The organism is Brachybacterium kimchii (genome assembly GCF_023373525.1).
GTDB classification, from domain to species: domain Bacteria; phylum Actinomycetota; class Actinomycetes; order Actinomycetales; family Dermabacteraceae; genus Brachybacterium; species Brachybacterium kimchii.
Genome location: NZ_CP097218.1, coordinates 568,538 through 586,204, shown reverse-complemented (window position 1 = coordinate 586,204; position 17,667 = coordinate 568,538). Strand labels below are relative to the sequence as shown.

Genomic DNA, 17,667 nt, shown 5'->3' with positions numbered 1-17,667 from the left:
TCACTCCTCCCCCAGGATCTGCGGGACCTCGAAACGACCGTCCTCCGCCTCGGGGGCGCCGGAGAGCGCCTCCTCCTGCGTGAGAGTCGCGGTGACGACGTCCTCGCGGAACACGTTCGTCATGGGAATGGGGTGGCTGGTCGCGGGCACGTCCTCCGTGGCGACCTCGGAGACGGATGCGACAGCGTCCATGATGGCGTCGAACTCGCCCGCATAGCGGGTGATCTCGTCATCACTGAGCTGGATCCGTGCGAGGTCGGCGAGGCGTGCGACGTCTTCTCGTCCGATCGCTGGCATGCCATCCATCCTAGAGGCGATCGCGGGATGGGTGGACCGGCCCCATCTACGATGCGCAGATGACACAGCGACCCCAGCAGGCACGCATCGATGCCCGGGTGCTCGAGTACTACGGGCTCGGGCGGGAGGCGAGAAGACTCCGCTCCACCGCGGGCGGTGTGCTCGAGTTCCGTCGCACGCAGGAGATCGTCGGGGTCGAGATCGCTCGCCTGGTCGACTCGTCCCGCCGACCCGCGCTGCGCATCGCCGACGTGGGCGGGGCGACCGGCATCCACGCCGCTCCCCTGGCGGAGCAGGGCCATGTCGTGACGCTCGTGGATCCAGTGCCCGAGCAGGTGCGCCTGGCCGAGGGCATCCCCGGGGTCTTCGCGCAGATCGGCGATGCCCGGGAGCTGCCCGTGGAGGACGACACGCAGGACCTCGTGCTCCTGCTCGGTCCGCTCTATCACCTGGCGCACGCCGACGATCGGGATCGCGCCCTCGCTGAAGCGCGCCGGATCACCCGGCCGGGCGGAACCGTCCTGGCGGCCGGCATCTCGCGGCTCTCGTCCTTCACGGACACCTATCTGGCAGCGATGGCGGGTCACCACGATGCGCGCAGGGGCGAGGAATGGGACGACGCCTGGAGGGATCTCCTGGCCGACGGATGGATCGATGCGACCGAGGTCGCCTTCCCGTTCGGCCACTTCCACACATCGGCGGAACTCGCCTCGGAACTCTGCGCCGCAGGTCTCGAGGAGGTCGAGGTGCACGGGATCGAGGGTCCTATCGGCGTCGCCGCAGAGCACCTCCCGGCTGATGACCCTTCCCTGGACGCCCTCATGGGTCTCGCACGACGATTCAGCATGGACGGGAGTCTCCGTGACGCGTCACCGCATCTGCTCGCGGTGGGACGAGTCCCCGGCGCTCAGCTCCGGACCCGGTAGTGGTAGCCGCCCAGGCGCCGGAAGCCGAGCTTCCGGTAGAGGGCGAGCGCCGCGGGATTGTCGGACTCGACCTCGAGGAGCGCGCGCTCTGCCTCCTGCACCTGCGAGGCCGCGGCCAGGGTGCGAACGACTGCGGTCGCGAGGCCCTCGCGACGGTGCTCGGGATCGGTCGCGATCTGGTTGAGCACGGCGGAGCGGGTACGGCCGTGGTCGACGAGAGCCGCCCTTCCCACCGCTGTGGGCTCCGCGCGCCCCTCCCCGTCTGCAGTGCCCTCGGCCGGGATCCCGACGTGCACGGCCGGGGTCCCGGCGAGGATGTCGCGCATCGTCTCGCGCGCACCCTCTCCGCTGCGTGGGGAGAGCCGCCAGGATGCGGCGAACCAGTCGTCGGGCAGCGGGCCGATGCTGATCGTCGCCCGAGGGTCGGGCGCGGGGGTCTTCGCGCCGAGCGGCAATTCGAGGACGTCGCAGGGCGCCTCGACGGAGAATCCGCGTTCGGCGAGCGCCTGGTCGACGGCGGCGTGGCCGCTGTCGGGATAGAGCCGGACGAGCACGGGATCGTCGGACGCACCGGCGAGGCCGAGGACGCGATCGAGAGAGTTCTCGAGCGCCTGCGGTTCCGTGGGCGGGTCGACGGGCACGATGCTGTTCGCGCGACGGGTGATGCCGCGCGAGCGCAGGATGGCGAAGCCGCCCACGTCAAGTCTCGACAGCGGGCGCCAGCCGCCCACCAGGGTCTCCACGAGAGCCGTCGGCCCCAGGGGCTTCGGGCCCGCGCCTGCCGTGCCGGTGCCCTTCGCGGACCGGTTCTTCGCACTCTTCCTGGCCATCGATCGATCGTACCGAGAACGCGCCGCTCCAGTGCACCGGGGCGTGATCCAGGACGTTCGCGCGAGCGTGTGCGTAGGATCAGGCATCTCGCCCCCGAGAGCCCGATACCTCTTCAGCGCTGAAGGTGATCGCATGTCCGTGGACCCCCACATCGACTTCCACTCCCATGATCCGGAGGACGGCGAGGAGCTGTCCGACAACCCCGCGATCCGGGAGGCCCAGATCCTCGAGGCGCGCATGCGCAAGGCGCTCGCGACCAAGGAGGACCCGCTGCGCGAGGGCGAGAGCACGTCGGACCGCATGCACCGGGGCGAGTGACGCGCAAGGGACGAATGCTCCGGCGTGCGCGAGGTGCGGCGTGGGCGGCGCGTCGGCCGCCGTTCCTCCCCAGCGGCCCTCCATGCACATCGCTCCTGATCTCCCACCGGGATGTCATGACCCGATGACACACTGACGCCCATGACCGCGAGCGCCGCCGAGACCCACCCGCAGCTGCACGCCGAGGCCCTCGAGGCCCTGCGCGACCTCACCGGCAGGGCCGACGCCGCCTTCCATCCCGGCCAGTTCGAGGCGATCGCCGCCCTCGTGGACGAGCATCGCCGGGCGCTCGTCGTCCAGCGCACGGGCTGGGGCAAGTCCGCCGTCTACTTCCTGGCCGCTCTGCTGCAGCGCAGGCGCGGCGCGGGCCCGGCTCTGATCGTCTCCCCGCTGATCGCCCTCATGCGCGACCAGGTCGCCGCGGCGGCCCGCGCCGGCGTGCGCGCCGAGGCGATCAGCTCTGCGAACCCGACGGCCTGGACGCAGATCGAGCAGTCCCTCGCGGCCGACGAGATCGACGTGCTCCTGGTCTCGCCCGAGCGCCTGGTCAACCCCCGTTTCCGCGACGAGCAGCTCCCCCGCCTGATCGAGCGCTGCGGGCTCCTGGTGATCGACGAGGCGCACTGCATCTCCGACTGGGGCCACGACTTCCGTCCCGACTACCGGCGGCTGCGCGTTCTCGTCGCCCAGCTCGGCCCGCAGGTGCCCGTGCTCGCGACGACCGCGACGGCGAACTCCCGCGTCGTCGCCGACGTCGAGGAGCAGCTGGGGGTGGCGGCGCAGGGAGGGCCGACGGCAGACGCGGCACCGATGGGCGAGCATCCCGGGGTGCTCACGCTGCGCGGTCCGCTCACCAGGGACTCGCTGCGCCTGGGCAGCCTCTCCCTGCCCGACGATCGCGCCCGCCTCGACTACCTGGTGCGCCACCTCGACGCCTTCGAGGGCTCCGGCATCATCTACACGCTCACGGTCTCCGCGGCCGAGGATCTCGCCGCCCTGCTGAACACCCCAGAACGGCCCGTGCGCGCCTACACGGGGCGCACCGACGCCGAGGACCGGGCACAGCTCGAGGCGGACCTCAAGGACAACCGGATCAAGGCGCTCGCCGCGACCAGCGCACTGGGCATGGGCTTCGACAAGCCGGACCTCGGCTTCGTCATCCACCTGGGCGCCCCGAGCTCCCCCGTCGCCTACTACCAGCAGGTCGGCCGCGCGGGCCGCGCCACCGACAGCGCCGACGTCCTGCTGCTCCCCGGCCGCGAGGACCGCGCGATCTGGGAGTACTTCGCGACCGCCTCGATGCCCTCGCAGGATTCCGCCTCCCAGGTCCTCACCGCCCTCGCCGAGGCCGGTTCCCCGCTCAGCACCGCGGCCATCGAGGCGCGCGTCGACGTGCGCCGCGCCGCCCTCGAGCTGCTCCTGAAGGTCCTCGCGGTCGACGGCGCCGTCGAGGCGGTCAAGGGCGGCTGGATCGCGACGGGCCGCCCTTGGGAGTACGACGCGGATCGCTACGAGAACGTGGCCCGCACCCGCCGCGAGGAGCAGCAGGCGATGCTCGCCTACGAGCGCCTTGGTTCCGACGGGAGAGGCCCCGACGTCGTCGCCTCGGATCCCGCGCAGTGCCGCATGGTATTCCTGGCCCGCCAGCTCGACGACACCACGGCCGTCCCCTGCGGCCGCTGCGACGTGTGCGCGGGATCCTGGTACCCGTCGGCCGACGCCCCGGCGGGATCGGCGGACGCTCAGGTCTCGGCCCTCCTGGACCGCGTCGGCGTGCCCGTCGAGCCCCGCAAGCAGTGGCCGCAGGGACTCGACCAGCTGCACATGCGCGGGCTCCAGGGCGCCGCTCCCAAGGGGAAGATCGCGGAGGGCGAGCGCTGCGAGGAGGGCCGCGTGATCGCCCGCATGTCCGACCTGGGCTGGGCGGTCCCCCTGCGCAGCCTCCTGCGCACCGACGAGGACGGCCGGCGCATCGACTCCCCCGTCCCCCAGAACATCGGCTCGCGGATCATCGAGGTCCTGAAGGAGTGGGACTGGCAGCAGCGCCCCGTGGGCGTCGTCGCGATCCCCTCCACGACTCGACCGCAGCTCGTCGGCTCGCTCGCCTCGGGCATCGCCTCCATCGGACGGCTGGAGGACCTCGGCCAGCTCGGCCTCGCCGCCGATGCCGCGCCGCTGAACGGTGCCCGCAACAGCGCCTTCCGCGTCGCCGCCCTCTGGGACCGCTTCGTGATCACCCCCGAGCTCCAGCAGCAGATCGACGCCCTGGGCGGTGCCCCGATCCTGCTCGTGGACGACGCGATCGACACCCGCTGGACGATGACGATCGCCGCCCGGCTGCTGCGCCGCGCGGGCTCCGGGCCGGTACTGCCGCTCGCTCTCGCACAGGAGGCGTGAGGGCAATACCGTGCACTCCATCCCCACGAACCCGACGAGGCAGGACGAGGCGAGAGGCATGGCATCAGACGTCGAGGTCAGCGCGCTGGCGATCAACATCGCCGTCCCTGAGGTACTGCAGTGGACCGACATCCGTCGCGGTCAGGAGTTCCGGCTCACGAGCGTCACCGTGCGCCTGCTCCCCGATTCCACGCTCGCTGCCAAGGCCTACGGGCGCCCCGTCGAGGGAGGTCGCGGAGGCTACGTGTCCTTCCCTGTGCCCGAGACACCGGAGATCCGCGCGCTGATCGAGGCCGGTGCTCGCGAGGCGGCGGCGCGCTGGTCGGGTCAGAGGGGGCTGGGCTGACGCGCTCCCGCGCATGATGGGATGCCGGAATGTCCTCGATCTCCCGCCCCGCGCTCTCCGACGGCGTGATCCGGCTGCGCGCCGAGCATGCTGACGACGCGGCTGCCCACGCGGCGACCTTCGCCGATCCCGAGTTCCTCCGGTTCTCCGACTGGCACCCGCTGCTCCACGGCGAGATCGTGGAACGCATCCATGGCTACGAGGTCCAGCGTGAAGAGGGCGTGGGCATCGCCTTCGCGATCACCGCCGCGGTGGACGGCTCTGTGCTCGGCGAGATCACGGTGAACGGCATCGACAAGAGCCGGTCCGTCGCCAGCATCGACTACTGGCTCACCCCCGATGCGCGAGGACGAGGAGCATCCACGCGCGCGGTTCGTCTGGTCGCCGCATGGGCGCTCGGCAATCTCGGCCTCGAGCGACTGGAGATCACGTGCGGTCCGGACAACGTCGCATCCCGTCGCGTGGCAGAACGCACCGGCTTCCGCTTCGAGGGCAGACTGCGCTCGCACATCCCGTTCAAGGGGCATCGCCGCGACAGTCTCCTGTTCAGCCTGATCCGGCAGGACCTCGCCGCGGGCTGACCCGGCGGGCGCGCACCACCCCCTACCTCGTGGTCACCACCCATTCGCCCACATCCATCTGTCCCCACGCATCATCCCCCGCCGCGAGCACGCTGCCGTCCGCGCGCAGCGCCAGGGAGTGCTGCGGGCCGGCGGCGAGGTCGACGACGTCGTCCCACGTCTCGGCCTCCGCCCGGCCCGGCGTGCTGTCTCCGGCGACGAGCACCCGACCGTCGGCCCGCAGTCCGAGGACGTGGTGACTGCCGGTGGAGATCGCGACGACGTCCGCCCACCCGCTGACGGCGTGCCGACCATCGCCCGTGTCGCCGGCGATGAGCACACGACCGGTCGAGGTGAGGCCCACGGTGTGCAGGTGGCCGGCGTCGACGGCGACGAGATCGCGCCAGCCGCCCACGGCGCCCTGGCCCCGGGTGTTGTTCCCCGTCGCCCGGGCAGTGCCGTCAGCGGTCAGGCCCACCGTGTGCCAGTCGCCGCAGGCGGCGTCGACGATGCCGCGCCATGCGCTCACGTCGCACGCGCCCTCGTCCCGGCGTCCGACGGCGAGCACCGTGCCGTCCTCCCGCACGCCTACGGTCCTGCGCCAGCCCGCGGCGATCGCCGAGACTCCGCTCCACCCCGCGACGTCGCACTGGCCATGGGTGTTCCAGCCGACCGCGGCGACGCTGCCGTCCGACCGGAGCGCGACGGAGTGCGCGCGGCCGGTGTTCGCGGCGACGTGGACGCTCCCCGCCGCGACCGAGACGATGCCCGTCCAGTCCTGCACGCGCTCGGCCCCCGACGGGTCACGGCCGGCGGCGACCACGGTCCCGTCGGCCCGGAGCCCGAGGGAGTGCCGGGAACCGCGGCCAGGACGCGGCGCGCCGCGCGCGACGGCGCGGTCACGGGGTCACTTCTTCTGGTCTGCTGCGGAGGCGTCGGAGGAGTCCTCGGCGTCCGCGCCGTCGGACCCTTCCTCGTCGGACGAGCCGTCGTCCGCCGGACCGTTCTCCAGCAGGTCCTTGAACCCCGCTTCGTCGAGGATGGTGAGGCCGAGGTCGCGGGCCTTGTCCTCCTTGGAGCCGGCGTTCTCGCCCACCACCACGAAATCCGTCTTCTTGGAGACCGATCCGGAGGCCTTGCCGCCCCGGGAGATGATCGCCTCCTTGGCGCCGTCGCGCGTGAAGTCCTCGAGGCCGCCGGTGACCACGACCGTGAGCCCTTCGAGGGTCTTCACGAAGCCCTCCTCGACATCGTCGGCCATGCGCACCCCGGAGGCAGCCCATGCCTCGACGAGCTCGCGGTGCCAGTCCACGGCGAACCACTCGTGGACGCTTTCGGCGATGATGCCGCCCACGCCGTCGGTCTCGGTGAGCTGCGCCAGGTCGGCCTCGCGGATCGCGTCCATGGACCCGTAGGCGGTCGCCAGGGAGCGTGCGGCCGTCGGCCCCACATGCCGGATGGAGAGGGCGACCAGCACCCGCCACAGCGGCTGGGACCTGGCCTTCTCGAGCTCGTCGGCCAGCAGCTCCGTGTTCTTCAGGACGGTCGAGGGCTTCTGCTGCTTCCACGCGTTCTCGCGCTTGTAGTGGCGGAACGTGGGCCGCGACCAGAACGTCGGCTGTACGCGCCAGTCCCCCGTCACCTCGCCGTCGCGCCGCTCGGGCTGCCACACGAACACGTCGCGCAGGTCCTCGGCGGTGAGATCGAAGAGGTTCGCGCCCGTCGTCACCACGGGCGTCTGCAACGCGGGCAGCAGCGGGTCGTCCTCGCGCGTGATCCGCAGCAGCGGCACGCCGTCGGCCCCCTGGACCTCCTGCCCGTTCTTGAGCACCACGAAGTTCTCGAGCTCGGCGTCCTCGGCCGAGCGGATCGGCAGGTAGACCACGTGGCCGCCGCGCAGAGCGGCGAGCGCCTCGGCCCGCCGCTTGTCCGGGTCCGTGAGCGCGATCGCGCTCTCCTCGCCGAGGGACTCGATGTCGAACGCGCCGCGCGACGCGGCGTGCTCGATGCGGCCCGTGACCTGGCTGGGGCACGACTTCGTGTTCGGGCAGCGCCAGTCCTTGTCGCCCTCCTTCGACGGTCCGATGGGCGTGCCGCAGGCGGGGCACTCCTTGGGCATCTCGAACGCGTGCTCGCTGCCGTCGCGCAGCGCCTCGACCGGCCCCAGGATCTCGGGGATCACGTCCCCGGCCTTTCGCAGCACCACGGTGTCGCCGATCAGCACGCCCTTGCGCTCGACCTCGAACTGGTTGTGCAGCGTCGCCATCTGCACGGTCGACCCGGCGACCTTCACCGGCTCCATGACGCCGAAGGGCGTCACGCGCCCGGTCCGTCCCACGTTGACCTGGATGTCCAGGAGCTTCGTGGTGACCTCCTCCGGCGGGTACTTGAAGGCGATCGCCCACCGGGGCGCGCGCGACGTCGAGCCCAGCCGGCGCTGCTGCGCGAAGGAGTCGATCTTCAGCACGATCCCGTCGATCTCGTGCTCGACGTCGTGGCGGTGCTCGCCGTGGTGCTCGATGAACTCGTGCACGTCGGCGAGCGCGTCCAGCACCCGCCAGTGCGGCGAGGTGGGCAGGCCCCAGGCCTTCAGCTGCTCGTACACCTCGGACTGGGAGGCGAGGGTGACGCCCTCGTGCACGCCGATCCCGTGGACGTAGACGGCGAGATCGCGCGAGGCCGTCACGTTCGGGTCCTTCTGGCGCAGAGAGCCCGCCGCCGTGTTCCTCGGGTTCGCGAACTCCGGCAGACCCGCCTCGCGGCGCTGCTCGTTGAGCTCCTCGAACGCGGCCGTCGGGTAGAAGACCTCGCCCCGGACCTCGAGCACCGCAGGCGGGTCGTCCGTCTCCAGACGATCGGGCACGTTGTCGATCGTGCGCACGTTCGCCGTGACGTCCTCGCCGACGCGGCCGTCGCCACGGGTGACACCTCGCGTGAGCACGCCGTCCTCGTAGACCAGGTCGATCGCGAGCCCATCGATCTTCAGCTCGCACAGGTACTGGACGTCGGCCCCCGACCCCAGGCCCTCGCCGGCCCGGACCGCCCAGGCGTCGACCTCCTCGAGGCTGAACGCGTTGTCCAGGCTCAGCATCCGCTCCAGGTGCTCGACGGGCGCGAAGCCCGCCGCGACGTCGCCGTGCACGGTCTGGGTGGGCGAGTCCGCCTTCGCCAGCTGCGGGTTCTTCGCCTCGAGCTCCTTGAGCTCGCGTTCGAGCTCGTCGTACTGCGCGTCGGCCATCGTGGGCGCGTCGTGGACGTAGTAGTCCTCGATGGCCTGCTCGATCTGTGCGGTCAGCTCCGCAATGCGCTCCTGCGCGCTGCGCGGGTCCTCGACGGATTCGGTCGAAGAGTCCGTGTCCGAGTTCTGGGGTGCGGGGGTGTCGTGTCCACTCACCCGTCCATTCTCCCCCATGGGTCCGACGGCTCAATGGCCGGACGGGGCGTGGATGGCCGGGCGGCACGACGAGGGCGCAAGGGGCCGGGGCTGGCGGAGGGTGCAGATGGAGGGCGCGGGAAACGGCGTGTCAGCCGCCGGCTTCGACGCCTATCGTGCGGGCATGGACGAGACGGTGCGGATCCGCGAGGCGAGGCGTGAGGACCTCGATCGCCTCCAGACGATCGAGGCCGCGGGCGATGCCATGTTCGCGGACCTCTTCGGTCCGGAGCCCTTCGGTCCGGACTCCGCCGAGAGTGGGGAGGCGCGGGCGGCGGAGCCGGGGGTCCTGCTGGTCGCCGTCGTCGGGGGCGGAGCGGGGGCCGACGAGCGGGTCGTCGGCTTCGCGCACGTGCTCGAGATCGACGGGGCCGCCGCTCGCGGGGACAGGCCGGAGGCGCATCTCGAGCAGTTGGCGGTGCTGCCCGCCTTCGGCCGCCGCGGCATCGGCCGAGGGCTCGTGGAGGCGTCGTGCGCATGGGCTGCGGGACGGGACCACATGCGGATCACCCTTCGCACCTATGCCGAGGTGCCGTGGAACGCGCCCTTCTACGCCCGCTGCGGGTTCCGGGTCGTCGACTCGACGGTCGAGGGCGGAGAGTTCGACACGGCCTTCCAGCGAGGGCTCGTCGAGACCGAGCTCGGGGCGGGGCTCGAGAGGCGTGGACGACGGGTTCTCATGGTGCGGGACGTCGGCCCCGGCGTCGGTCACGGAGCTCCAACCGCGACGCGCGCACGCTCCTGCGCACCTGGTCCAGGCCGATGAGCAGCATCGACAAGCACAGCGCGGCTGCCCCACATGCGAACCACAGGGGCGCCGACGACGGGTGGGGCTCCCATCCGTACTCCCCTGACCCATAGCGGTAGATCGTGATGTGTTCGCCGACGTCCGCGGATCCTCCGGAGACCGTGTCCTCGAGTCCCCGGTCCGTGCGGAAGACGACGACCGTTCCACGCCTGAAATGGGTCACCTGCGTCGCGGTGGCATGGACTTCCACAGGCTCAGCCGCGCCGTTCCCGGAGTAGATCGATAGGGCGACCACGGCCGCCGCTCCGAGCATCAGGGCTGCGACTGCGAAGGTGACGGCGAGGAAGGCGGTGCGCACAGGATCGGAGCCTAGCCCGGCGGCGCATGCACGCGGCCCCGGCGAGTCGAGCCGGTGCGACGGACGGCCTGAGGACCTCCCGCACTGCGCTGCATTCGCACCGAAGAGTTCTCCACAGTGCCCGATTCGTACTGGTTTTCGAAGGCGGCATCGCCTAAACTGGACATATCGAACACAGTTTCGAGCCGAGCTCTCTCGGGCACCCCGCTGCAGCACTCGCGATCACGAGGAGGTGAGCACGATGACGATGACCGATCCCGGCATCCACCAGGGCGTTTTGGGTGGCGCCGACTTCTTCGAGCCTCTCCCCTCGGGCGATGTGGTCGTGCTCGAGCCACTTCTCCCGGCGCGGACGAAGACCCCGGTGAACCGTGAGAACGCCTCCCGCCACGTCCAGGTCAGCCCCACCATCGAGGTCGACGAACTGGTGCACACGACCTGGGACCAGGGCGTCCACGAAGCACGCGAGCTGGCGCGCTCCCTTCTCCTCCTCGCACCGAAGTGGGAGGCCCGTCATCTCCCGGATGCGGATCGCGACAGGGTCCGTGTCGCCGACCTCGCGGTCGCGACCGCTCTGCGCTGCACCATCGATGCGGCGCAGCGCCGCATCCGCGACGCGCACCGCGCCGTCGATCTCCTTCCCCATGTGCACGCCCTCCTCGAGACGGGCGCCTTCCCGGCGTCCTGGTTCACCGAGCTCCTCTCCCGCACCAGCGGCCTCACGGACGACGAGATGGCGGTCGTCGACCTCACCGTGCGCTTCTGGGACGTCGGCATCGCGCCCGAGCAGTTCACGCGCAGCCTGAGCTCGGTGATCGCACGGCTGCTCTCCCGCCGCGAGCTGCCGCCGCATCTCGCGCCCGAGAACCGTCGGCGCGTCGAACTCCTCCCGGACGACACCCCGGGGATCGCCCGCATCGAAGTGCAGGGGCCGGCGCACGAAGTCGTCTCCTTCGCTCGCCGCCTGGACGCGAGCGCCCGCGCGGTCCAGCGGGCCCAGCGCCACGCCCTCGAGGACGGTTCCCCGATCCCCTGGGATCCCGAGGGCGAGGTCCTCGCCACCGGCATGCCCCTCTCGCTCGGTCACATCCGCTATCTGCTCACCACCCTCACCACGCCCGACACCCAGGGTGTCCACGTGCCCGCGGAGCGCTTCCGGCTAGGCGTGCTGGTGCCGATGATGACGATGCTCGGCCAGGACGACACCCCCGGCATGCTCGACGGGCGCATCCCCATCCCGGCGGACATGGCCCGTGACATCGCCGCCGGCCAGAGCGACTGGGTGCGGATCCTCACCGATCCCAGCAGCGGCGAGTTCCTCCAGCTCCCCGCAGACCGCTACCGGCCCACGCAGTCCATGCTCGAGCACCTGTGCGATCGCATGACCACGTGCGGCCTGCCCGGATGCACGCGCCCCGCGACCACGGCCACCGAGGCCGACCACATCGTCGAGTACGACCACGAGGATCCCGCGAGCGGCGGCACGACCTCGGTCGACAACCTGCACATGCTCTGCTGGCAGCACCACGCGATGAAGACCGAGGGGCTCATCGACCCCGTGCGCATCGAGCCCGAGGACTCCCCCAGCGGCCGACGGGGCACGCTCTGGGACGTGGCGGACAGGTTCCGCGTCTTCCTCGAGGACAACTCGGACATGGCCACGGCCGAGACCGTCGCCGACCTCGAAGGGGCCTGGGACCAGCTGTGCGACGCCCGCGCCAAGCATCGGCGGGCGCGCGACGGGCTCCCCTCGCTCACCGATCACCCGCCGGGTGCTGACCCGCCGTCCGGGTCGGGCTCCCCACCACCAGCGGGCTCACCGCCCCCGTCACCACGGGCCCCCTCGCCGCCTCCACCGTTCTGAATCCACGGCACCTGAGGCGCAACTCCTGATCCGACCGGCTGCGTCCTATCATCCGGTCACCGCACCACCGGCATCTCACCGACCGCACCCGGTCGCGCTGCACCCGCTGTTTCTTCGGCGAAGGCATGCGCGCCGGGTACGAGTCGTGCCCGGGCACGTGCATCCTCTGCCCGCACCACTCACATCGGCCCATGCCTCGCACGCACGTCCCCCATCACCCGCGCTCAGCACCGTCGGCGATCAGCGCCTGGAGCGCGCCCTCGAGCCGTCCCGGCCTCACGCCCGACCACACGGCCCGCAGTGAGCGCTCCAGCTCGACGTCTCTCACCGGCACCTCCACGAGCCGCCCCTCGCGCAGATCCCCGGCGACCACCAGTCGGCTCAGCAGGGCGCAGCCCGCACCGCCCGCCACGGCCGTGCGCACCGCGGCGTTCGAGTGCAGCTCGAGCGCGGGCGCCGCGACCTCACGAGGCGCGAGCGCCCGGGTGAGCACGTCGCGCGTCCCCGACCCCTCCTCGCGCACCACCAGCGGCGTGCCGGCGAGCAGATCGGCATCGATCCCGTGCTCGAGCACGTCCCGATCCTGCGCCCACGGATGCCTCGGAGCGACCACTGCGACCAGTCGGTCCCGCGCGACCTCGAGCGTGGTGAGCTCGTGCGGCACCTCGAGGCCCTCCACGAACCCGAGGTCGCCGCGTCCGCGGCGGAGCGCCGCGATCACCCCCGCCGTGTTCTCGACCTCGAAGGAGACCGGCACACCCGGCTGGTCCGCGGCGAGAGCGGCGAGGAACGTGGGCATCAGATGCTCGGCGATCGTCTGCGAGGCGAGGATCCGGATCCGCCCGGCGCCAGCGGCCGAGCGGACCTGCTCGACGAGCCCGTCGGCCGCGTCGAGCACTCGCCGGGCGTGCTCCACGGCGACGCGGCCCGCGGCCGTCGGCTCGGAGCCCCGCGCGCCCCGATCCACGAGGCGAGCACCCAGGCGTCGCTCGAGACGGGAGAGCTGTCGCGAGGCGTTGGGCTGGGCGAGGCCCAGGGCCGAGGCCGCGGCGGAGACGCTGCCCAGGTCGATCACGGCGACCAGCAGCTCGAGGGAGGCCAGGTCGGGCCTCGACGCATCATGCAACGGCATATCGACGATGATATGCGCCCGATCAGATCGACCACTACCGGGGACTGCCCTCAGCCGTGAGGCTGGATCCCATGCCCGAACCCCGCCCAGACACTTCCCCGCGCACCTCGACCGCGACGGCGACGACGCCCGCGCCGTCGACCGGTCCGACGACACCGTCCGACCCCGCCACGGGTTCCCCGCTCCTCCGCGTCCTGCCCGGGCTGCTGCTCTCGTTCGCCGTCGCCGGTCTCGCCTACGGCCTGGGCATGCTCGTCCCCGTGGCGTCCCCGGCGCTCGCCGCGATCCTCGTCGGCGCGCTCGCCGCGAACCTGGGACTGCTGCCGCCGGTGCTGAAGCCCGGACTGGACTTGGCCGCGAAGCCCGTGCTGAGGATCGGGATCGTGCTTCTCGGTCTGCAGCTCGCGATCGGCGACGTGATCGCCCTCGGGCCGCTGACCATCGTGGTGATCGTGGCGATCGTCGGCATCGGGATGGTGAGCGGCCTGCTGATCGGCCGGGCACTGCATCTCCCGCCCACGCAGGCCCTCCTCATCGCCTGCGGGTTCTCGATCTGCGGCGCCGCGGCCGTGGCGGCGGCCGGCGGGGCGATCACGCCGCGGCGTCGCGAGGGCGAGAGCGCCGAGGAGGCGACCGAGCGCCTCGAGACGCAGATCGCGACGGCCGTGGCGCTCGTGGTCGTGTTCGGGACGCTGATGATCCCGCTGCTGCCGCTCGCGGCCCGCGCCCTGGGCCTGGGCACGGATGCATCCGGGACCTGGGCCGGGGCGTCGATCCACGAGGTCGCGCAGGTCGTCGCCGCCGGCAGCATCCTGGGCGGCGGGGCGCTCGGCATCGCCGTGCTGGTGAAGCTGGGCCGCGTGCTGATGCTCGCACCGGTGATCGCGATCCTCACCGCCGTGGAGAGGCGACAGGCGGAGACCGACCGGACGTCCGCCGACTCACGCGCCGGCGCTCCCGCTCCCGCCGCCAAGCGCCCGCCGCTCATCCCCTTCTTCGTGCTCGCGTTCATCGTCGCGGTGTGCATCCGTTCGACCGGCCTGCTGCCCGAGGCTGTGGTCGACGTCTCGAAGCCCGTGCAGGCGCTGTGCCTCGCAGCGGCCATGTTCGCGCTCGGCACCGGGGTGCGCGTGCGGCTGCTGAAGCAGGTCGGCGGACGTCCCGTGGTGCAGGCCGCGCTGGTCACGCTCGTGGTCGCGGTCGTCGGCCTCGGAGGGGCGCTCCTGGCCGTCTGATCCGTCGACGCCGGACGGCACGGACCTCTCGCCTGGCGATCCCGCCCAGGCGGCCCGCATACCCTGGCCCCATGGAGGACCCGACTCGACGCGAGGGCGAGCGCCCGTGAACCCTCTGATGCGGGCGGTGCTGCGCCTGTTCGCCGCACCTCGCATCGACATGCGCCAGGACTACGCGAAGGTGCGTCGGCTGCAGCGGCAGCTGGCCGCGCGGCCGATCCCCCGTTTCCGGTCCCTGGATCGGCGGATCATGTCCGCCGACGGCGGGCACCAGATCCCCGTGCGCGTGTTCTCCCCCAAGGAGCGCCGGCGCGAGGACGTGCTGCTCTTCTTCCACGGCGGAGGCTGGGTCACGGGCGATATCGAGAGCTACACCCCGGCGTGCGCGACGATGGCCGATCTCACCGGCTGCGTCGTCGCCTCGGTCGACTACCGCCTCGCGCCGGAGCATCCCTTCCCGGCGGGGCTCGAGGACTGCGCGCGCGTCGCACGGCTGCTGCTCGAGGATCCGCAGCGCGCGGGCATCAGCGACCCGCGGCGCATCGTGCTGGTGGGCGATTCGGCGGGCGGGAACCTCGCCGCCGTGCTCTCGCTGATGCTGAGGGACGAGGGCGGTCCGGCCCCCGTGCGCCAGATCCTGCTGTACCCGGTCACGCACTGGGACCACGACCCCGAGACCGCGCCGTTCGCCTCGGTGCGCCGGCACGGCAGCGACTACCGCCTCACCGACACCGAGGTCCAGGACTACATGGAGCTCTACGTCCCGGACCGGGGGCGCCGGCAGGACCCGCTGGTCGCGCCGCTGATGTCGAAGGATCTGAGCGGACAGCCCGAGACGCTGCTGATCACGGCCGAACTCGACCTGTTGTGCGACGAGGGCGAGGCCTACGGCGCCGCGCTCGCGGAGGCCGGGAACGACGTGGAGGTGCACAGGGTCGACGGCGCCCTGCACGGCTTCATCACCCTGCCCCGCTTCGCGCGCCCCCTGCGCGAGGCATACCAGCACATCGACGCGTTCCTCGAACGGACCGCGCCCACATGACCCGCAGGACCTGGGTGCGGCTCGACAACGCCTCGAACATCTTCCTCGCCGCGCGCACCGAGTCGGACACCAAGGTGTTCCGCCTGAGCGCCGAGATGGATGCCGAGGTGGATCCGGGCATGCTCCAGGAGGCGCTCGACGCGGTCTTCGCGCGCTATCCGCTCTACCGCGCCGTGCTGCGCCGCGGTGTGTTCTGGTACTACCTGCAGGACAGCGACCTGCGCCCCGTGGTCGAGCCCGAGCGCCGCCCCACCTGCGCGGCGATCTACCAGGACGGCAGGCGCACCCTGCTGTTCCGGGTGATCCACCATCGCCGGCGGATCTCCCTGGAGGTCTTCCACGCGCTCTCGGACGGGACCGGGGCCATGTGGTTCCTCTCCGACCTGCTCGTCGAGTACGCACGGCGGCGGTACCCGGCGGGTGCGACGGACGAGTCGGGTCGGCCGGGAGAACAGGGCGACCCGAGCGCGTCGCTCGCAGCGGACGACGCGGCCTCGCCGGACACGCCGGATGCGGCCGCCGAGGGCGCCGCGCCGCCCTCCCACGCGCTGGAGACCGACAGTTTCGCCCACTACTTCCGACGCCGCCGGCCCACCGCCTTCCAGGAGGCGTTCGCAGAGGCCGCCGCGCCGGCCGCCCTCACCCTCGCCGAGAAGGCCGTGCGCGCCGAGGCCTCCGCCGACGGAGACACGGCGGGCGCCTCCCGCACGCCCTCCGATGCCGACCCTGACCGGCCGTCGCGCCGTGCCCGCATCCACCGCGTCCGCGGCACCCGCACGCCGGACGGCCGGACCCGCGCCGTCGAGCTCACGATGCCGGCGTCCCAGCTGCTGGCGGCCTCGAAGGCCTCCGGGGCGAGCCCGACCATGTACCTCACCGCGCTGTTCATGGACGCGGTGCGCGAGTCCTCGGGGGGCCTGGGCGGGGCCCGCACGATGAGCGCCTCGGTGCCGGTGAACCTGCGCCAGTTCTTCCCCTCCACGAGCGCCCGCAACTTCTTCGCGACCATCCGCGTCGAGCATGCCTTCTCCCCCGACGGCGCCGAGGCCCCCGAGGAGGTCGCCCGCGCGCTCGAGGCCGAGTTCCGCCCGCAGGCATCGGCCGCGGCCCTCGCGCCGAAGGTCGCACGGTTCATCCGCGTCGAGCGCTCCCCGCTGCTGCGCATCGTGCCGCGTCCGCTCAAGGACCTCATCCTGGGCTGGCTGAACGCCGCCTCGAACCGGAAGCTGAGCCTCGCGGTCTCGAACCTGGGACGCCTGCGCCTGCCGGAGCCGGCCGCCTCGCACGTGCGCCGGGTGCTCTTCCAGGTCTCGGCCGCGCGCCCGCAGTTCTGCGCGATCTCCCACGGCGACCAGATGACCGTCACCTTCACCTCGCCGTTCACGCAGACCGGTCACGTGCGCGCCTTCGCGCGCTCGCTCAGCGCACGGGGGATCGACGTGTCCGTCACCGCCGCGCGGGTCACCGAGGCCGAGCTCGAGGAGGTCGCGCCATGAGGCGATGCACCGAGTGCGCGGTGCGGATCGAGGGGAACTGGTCGCGCTGCCCCCTGTGCGGATCGCACCTGGTGGGGCACCCCTCCCCCGATCCGCTGCCCAGCGTGCCGCTGCGCTTCTCGCGCCGTCGCCTGCTGCGGATTCTCACGGTGATCTCGCTCGTGCTCGTCGCGCTCTCGTTCGTCGTCCAGCTGTGGCTGGGGCATCGGCCGTCCGAGTTCGGCGCGGTCCGCTCGGTGTGGCTGGGCGTGTGCACCATGTGGCTGGTGGCCCTGATGGCCCTGCGCGGCCGACGCGACCTCGCCAGGTCCACGCTGACGCTGCTGGTCCTGGCCGCCCTCGTGTGCACGTACTGGGACTATCTGACCGGCTGGCACCGCTGGTCGCTGACCTTCGCGGTGCCGATCATGTGCGGCTGCGCGATCATCGCCCTGGTGATCCTTGAGCACGTCATGCGCCTCGAGGTCGGAGAGCACGCCCTCTACAGCGCGCTCACGGTGCTGCTGGGGATCGTGCCCATCCTGTTCCTGCTGCTGGGCTGGGTGACCACGCCCGTGCCCTCGGCGATCTGCGTGGTGCTCGCGCTGCTCTCGCTCGCGCTGCTGCAGCTCGAGCGCGCGGCGGACGTCCGCGACGAGCTCGCCAAGAAGCTCCACGTCTGAGGCGAGCTCCTCGGGGCGGCCG

At 72.0% G+C, this 17,667-nt stretch carries 16 protein-coding genes; 11 read left to right on the top strand and 5 right to left on the bottom strand.

Annotated elements, in window-relative coordinates:
* Positions 1-297 (bottom strand): Asp-tRNA(Asn)/Glu-tRNA(Gln) amidotransferase subunit GatC, encoded by a 297-nt coding sequence (gatC, locus tag M4486_RS02630; protein ID WP_249479418.1) that lies wholly within the window; start codon positions 295-297, stop codon positions 1-3.
* Positions 298-356: 59 nt separating this feature from the next.
* On the opposite strand from gatC, the gene M4486_RS02625 reads away from it, so the two are divergent.
* Positions 357-1,223, top strand: a complete 867-nt coding sequence (locus M4486_RS02625) for a class I SAM-dependent methyltransferase (protein ID WP_249479417.1) — start codon at positions 357-359, stop codon at positions 1,221-1,223.
* Here the strand turns inward: M4486_RS02625 and M4486_RS02620 are convergent.
* Positions 1,205-2,053 carry a GNAT family N-acetyltransferase gene (locus tag M4486_RS02620; protein WP_249479416.1) on the bottom strand — a complete coding sequence of 283 codons (849 nt, stop codon included), beginning with the start codon at positions 2,051-2,053 and terminating at the stop codon, positions 1,205-1,207. The two genes, M4486_RS02625 and M4486_RS02620, sit on opposite strands and share 19 nt — an antisense overlap.
* A gap of 133 nt (positions 2,054-2,186) precedes the next feature.
* Between M4486_RS02620 and M4486_RS02615 the strand changes: the two genes are divergently transcribed.
* The 4 genes from M4486_RS02615 (at position 2,187) to M4486_RS02600 (ending at position 5,696) form a co-directional block, all read left to right on the top strand.
* Entirely contained in the window at positions 2,187-2,372 is a 186-nt protein-coding gene (locus tag M4486_RS02615) for a hypothetical protein (protein ID WP_239201423.1), read from the top strand.
* A 141-nt stretch (positions 2,373-2,513) separates the two neighbouring features.
* A complete protein-coding gene (locus tag M4486_RS02610; protein WP_249479415.1) occupies positions 2,514-4,769 on the top strand; it encodes a RecQ family ATP-dependent DNA helicase in 2,256 nt (751 codons plus the stop codon).
* 58 nt (positions 4,770-4,827) lie between these two features.
* Positions 4,828-5,115 carry a hypothetical protein gene (locus tag M4486_RS02605; protein WP_249479414.1) on the top strand — a complete coding sequence of 96 codons (288 nt, stop codon included), beginning with the start codon at positions 4,828-4,830 and terminating at the stop codon, positions 5,113-5,115.
* Positions 5,116-5,144: 29 nt separating this feature from the next.
* Positions 5,145-5,696, top strand: coding sequence for a GNAT family N-acetyltransferase (locus M4486_RS02600; protein ID WP_249479413.1), 552 nt, complete (start codon positions 5,145-5,147; stop codon positions 5,694-5,696).
* Positions 5,697-5,718: 22 nt separating this feature from the next.
* On the opposite strand, the gene M4486_RS02595 is transcribed toward M4486_RS02600, so the two are convergent.
* Together M4486_RS02595 and ligA are read right to left on the bottom strand one after the other, a co-directional pair.
* Entirely contained in the window at positions 5,719-6,498 is a 780-nt protein-coding gene (locus M4486_RS02595) for an RCC1 domain-containing protein (RefSeq protein ID WP_249479412.1), read from the bottom strand.
* Positions 6,499-6,582: 84 nt separating this feature from the next.
* Positions 6,583-9,069 carry an NAD-dependent DNA ligase LigA gene (ligA, locus tag M4486_RS02590; RefSeq protein WP_429798318.1) on the bottom strand — a complete coding sequence of 829 codons (2,487 nt, stop codon included), beginning with the start codon at positions 9,067-9,069 and terminating at the stop codon, positions 6,583-6,585.
* 163 nt (positions 9,070-9,232) lie between these two features.
* Here ligA and M4486_RS02585 point away from each other — a divergent pair, with 163 nt between their 5' ends.
* Together M4486_RS02585 and M4486_RS02580 are read left to right on the top strand one after the other, a co-directional pair.
* Entirely contained in the window at positions 9,233-9,874 is a 642-nt protein-coding gene (locus tag M4486_RS02585; protein ID WP_249479411.1) for a GNAT family N-acetyltransferase, read from the top strand.
* 581 nt (positions 9,875-10,455) lie between these two features.
* Complete coding sequence (locus M4486_RS02580) at positions 10,456-12,078, top strand: HNH endonuclease signature motif containing protein (RefSeq protein ID WP_249479410.1); 1,623 nt, start codon at positions 10,456-10,458, stop codon at positions 12,076-12,078.
* A 214-nt stretch (positions 12,079-12,292) separates the two neighbouring features.
* Here the strand turns inward: M4486_RS02580 and M4486_RS02575 are convergent, their stop codons facing one another.
* On the bottom strand, positions 12,293-13,210 hold the full coding sequence (locus M4486_RS02575) for a LysR family transcriptional regulator (protein WP_249479409.1): 918 nt from the start codon (positions 13,208-13,210) through the stop codon (positions 12,293-12,295).
* A gap of 71 nt (positions 13,211-13,281) precedes the next feature.
* On the opposite strand from M4486_RS02575, the gene M4486_RS02570 reads away from it, so the two are divergent.
* From M4486_RS02570 to M4486_RS02555, 4 genes are all read left to right on the top strand, one after another.
* Complete coding sequence (locus tag M4486_RS02570; RefSeq protein WP_249479408.1) at positions 13,282-14,445, top strand: YeiH family protein; 1,164 nt, start codon at positions 13,282-13,284, stop codon at positions 14,443-14,445.
* Between the two features lie 106 nt (positions 14,446-14,551).
* Entirely contained in the window at positions 14,552-15,487 is a 936-nt protein-coding gene (locus M4486_RS02565) for an alpha/beta hydrolase (RefSeq protein ID WP_249479407.1), read from the top strand.
* A complete protein-coding gene (locus tag M4486_RS02560) occupies positions 15,484-16,983 on the top strand; it encodes an alcohol acetyltransferase (protein ID WP_249479406.1) in 1,500 nt (499 codons plus the stop codon). The genes M4486_RS02565 and M4486_RS02560 overlap by 4 nt, the downstream gene beginning before the upstream one ends.
* Positions 16,980-17,645, top strand: coding sequence for a DUF6320 domain-containing protein (locus M4486_RS02555; protein WP_249479405.1), 666 nt, complete (start codon positions 16,980-16,982; stop codon positions 17,643-17,645). Before M4486_RS02560 ends, M4486_RS02555 begins: the two co-directional genes overlap by 4 nt.
* The last annotated feature ends 22 nt before the right edge of the window (positions 17,646-17,667 follow it).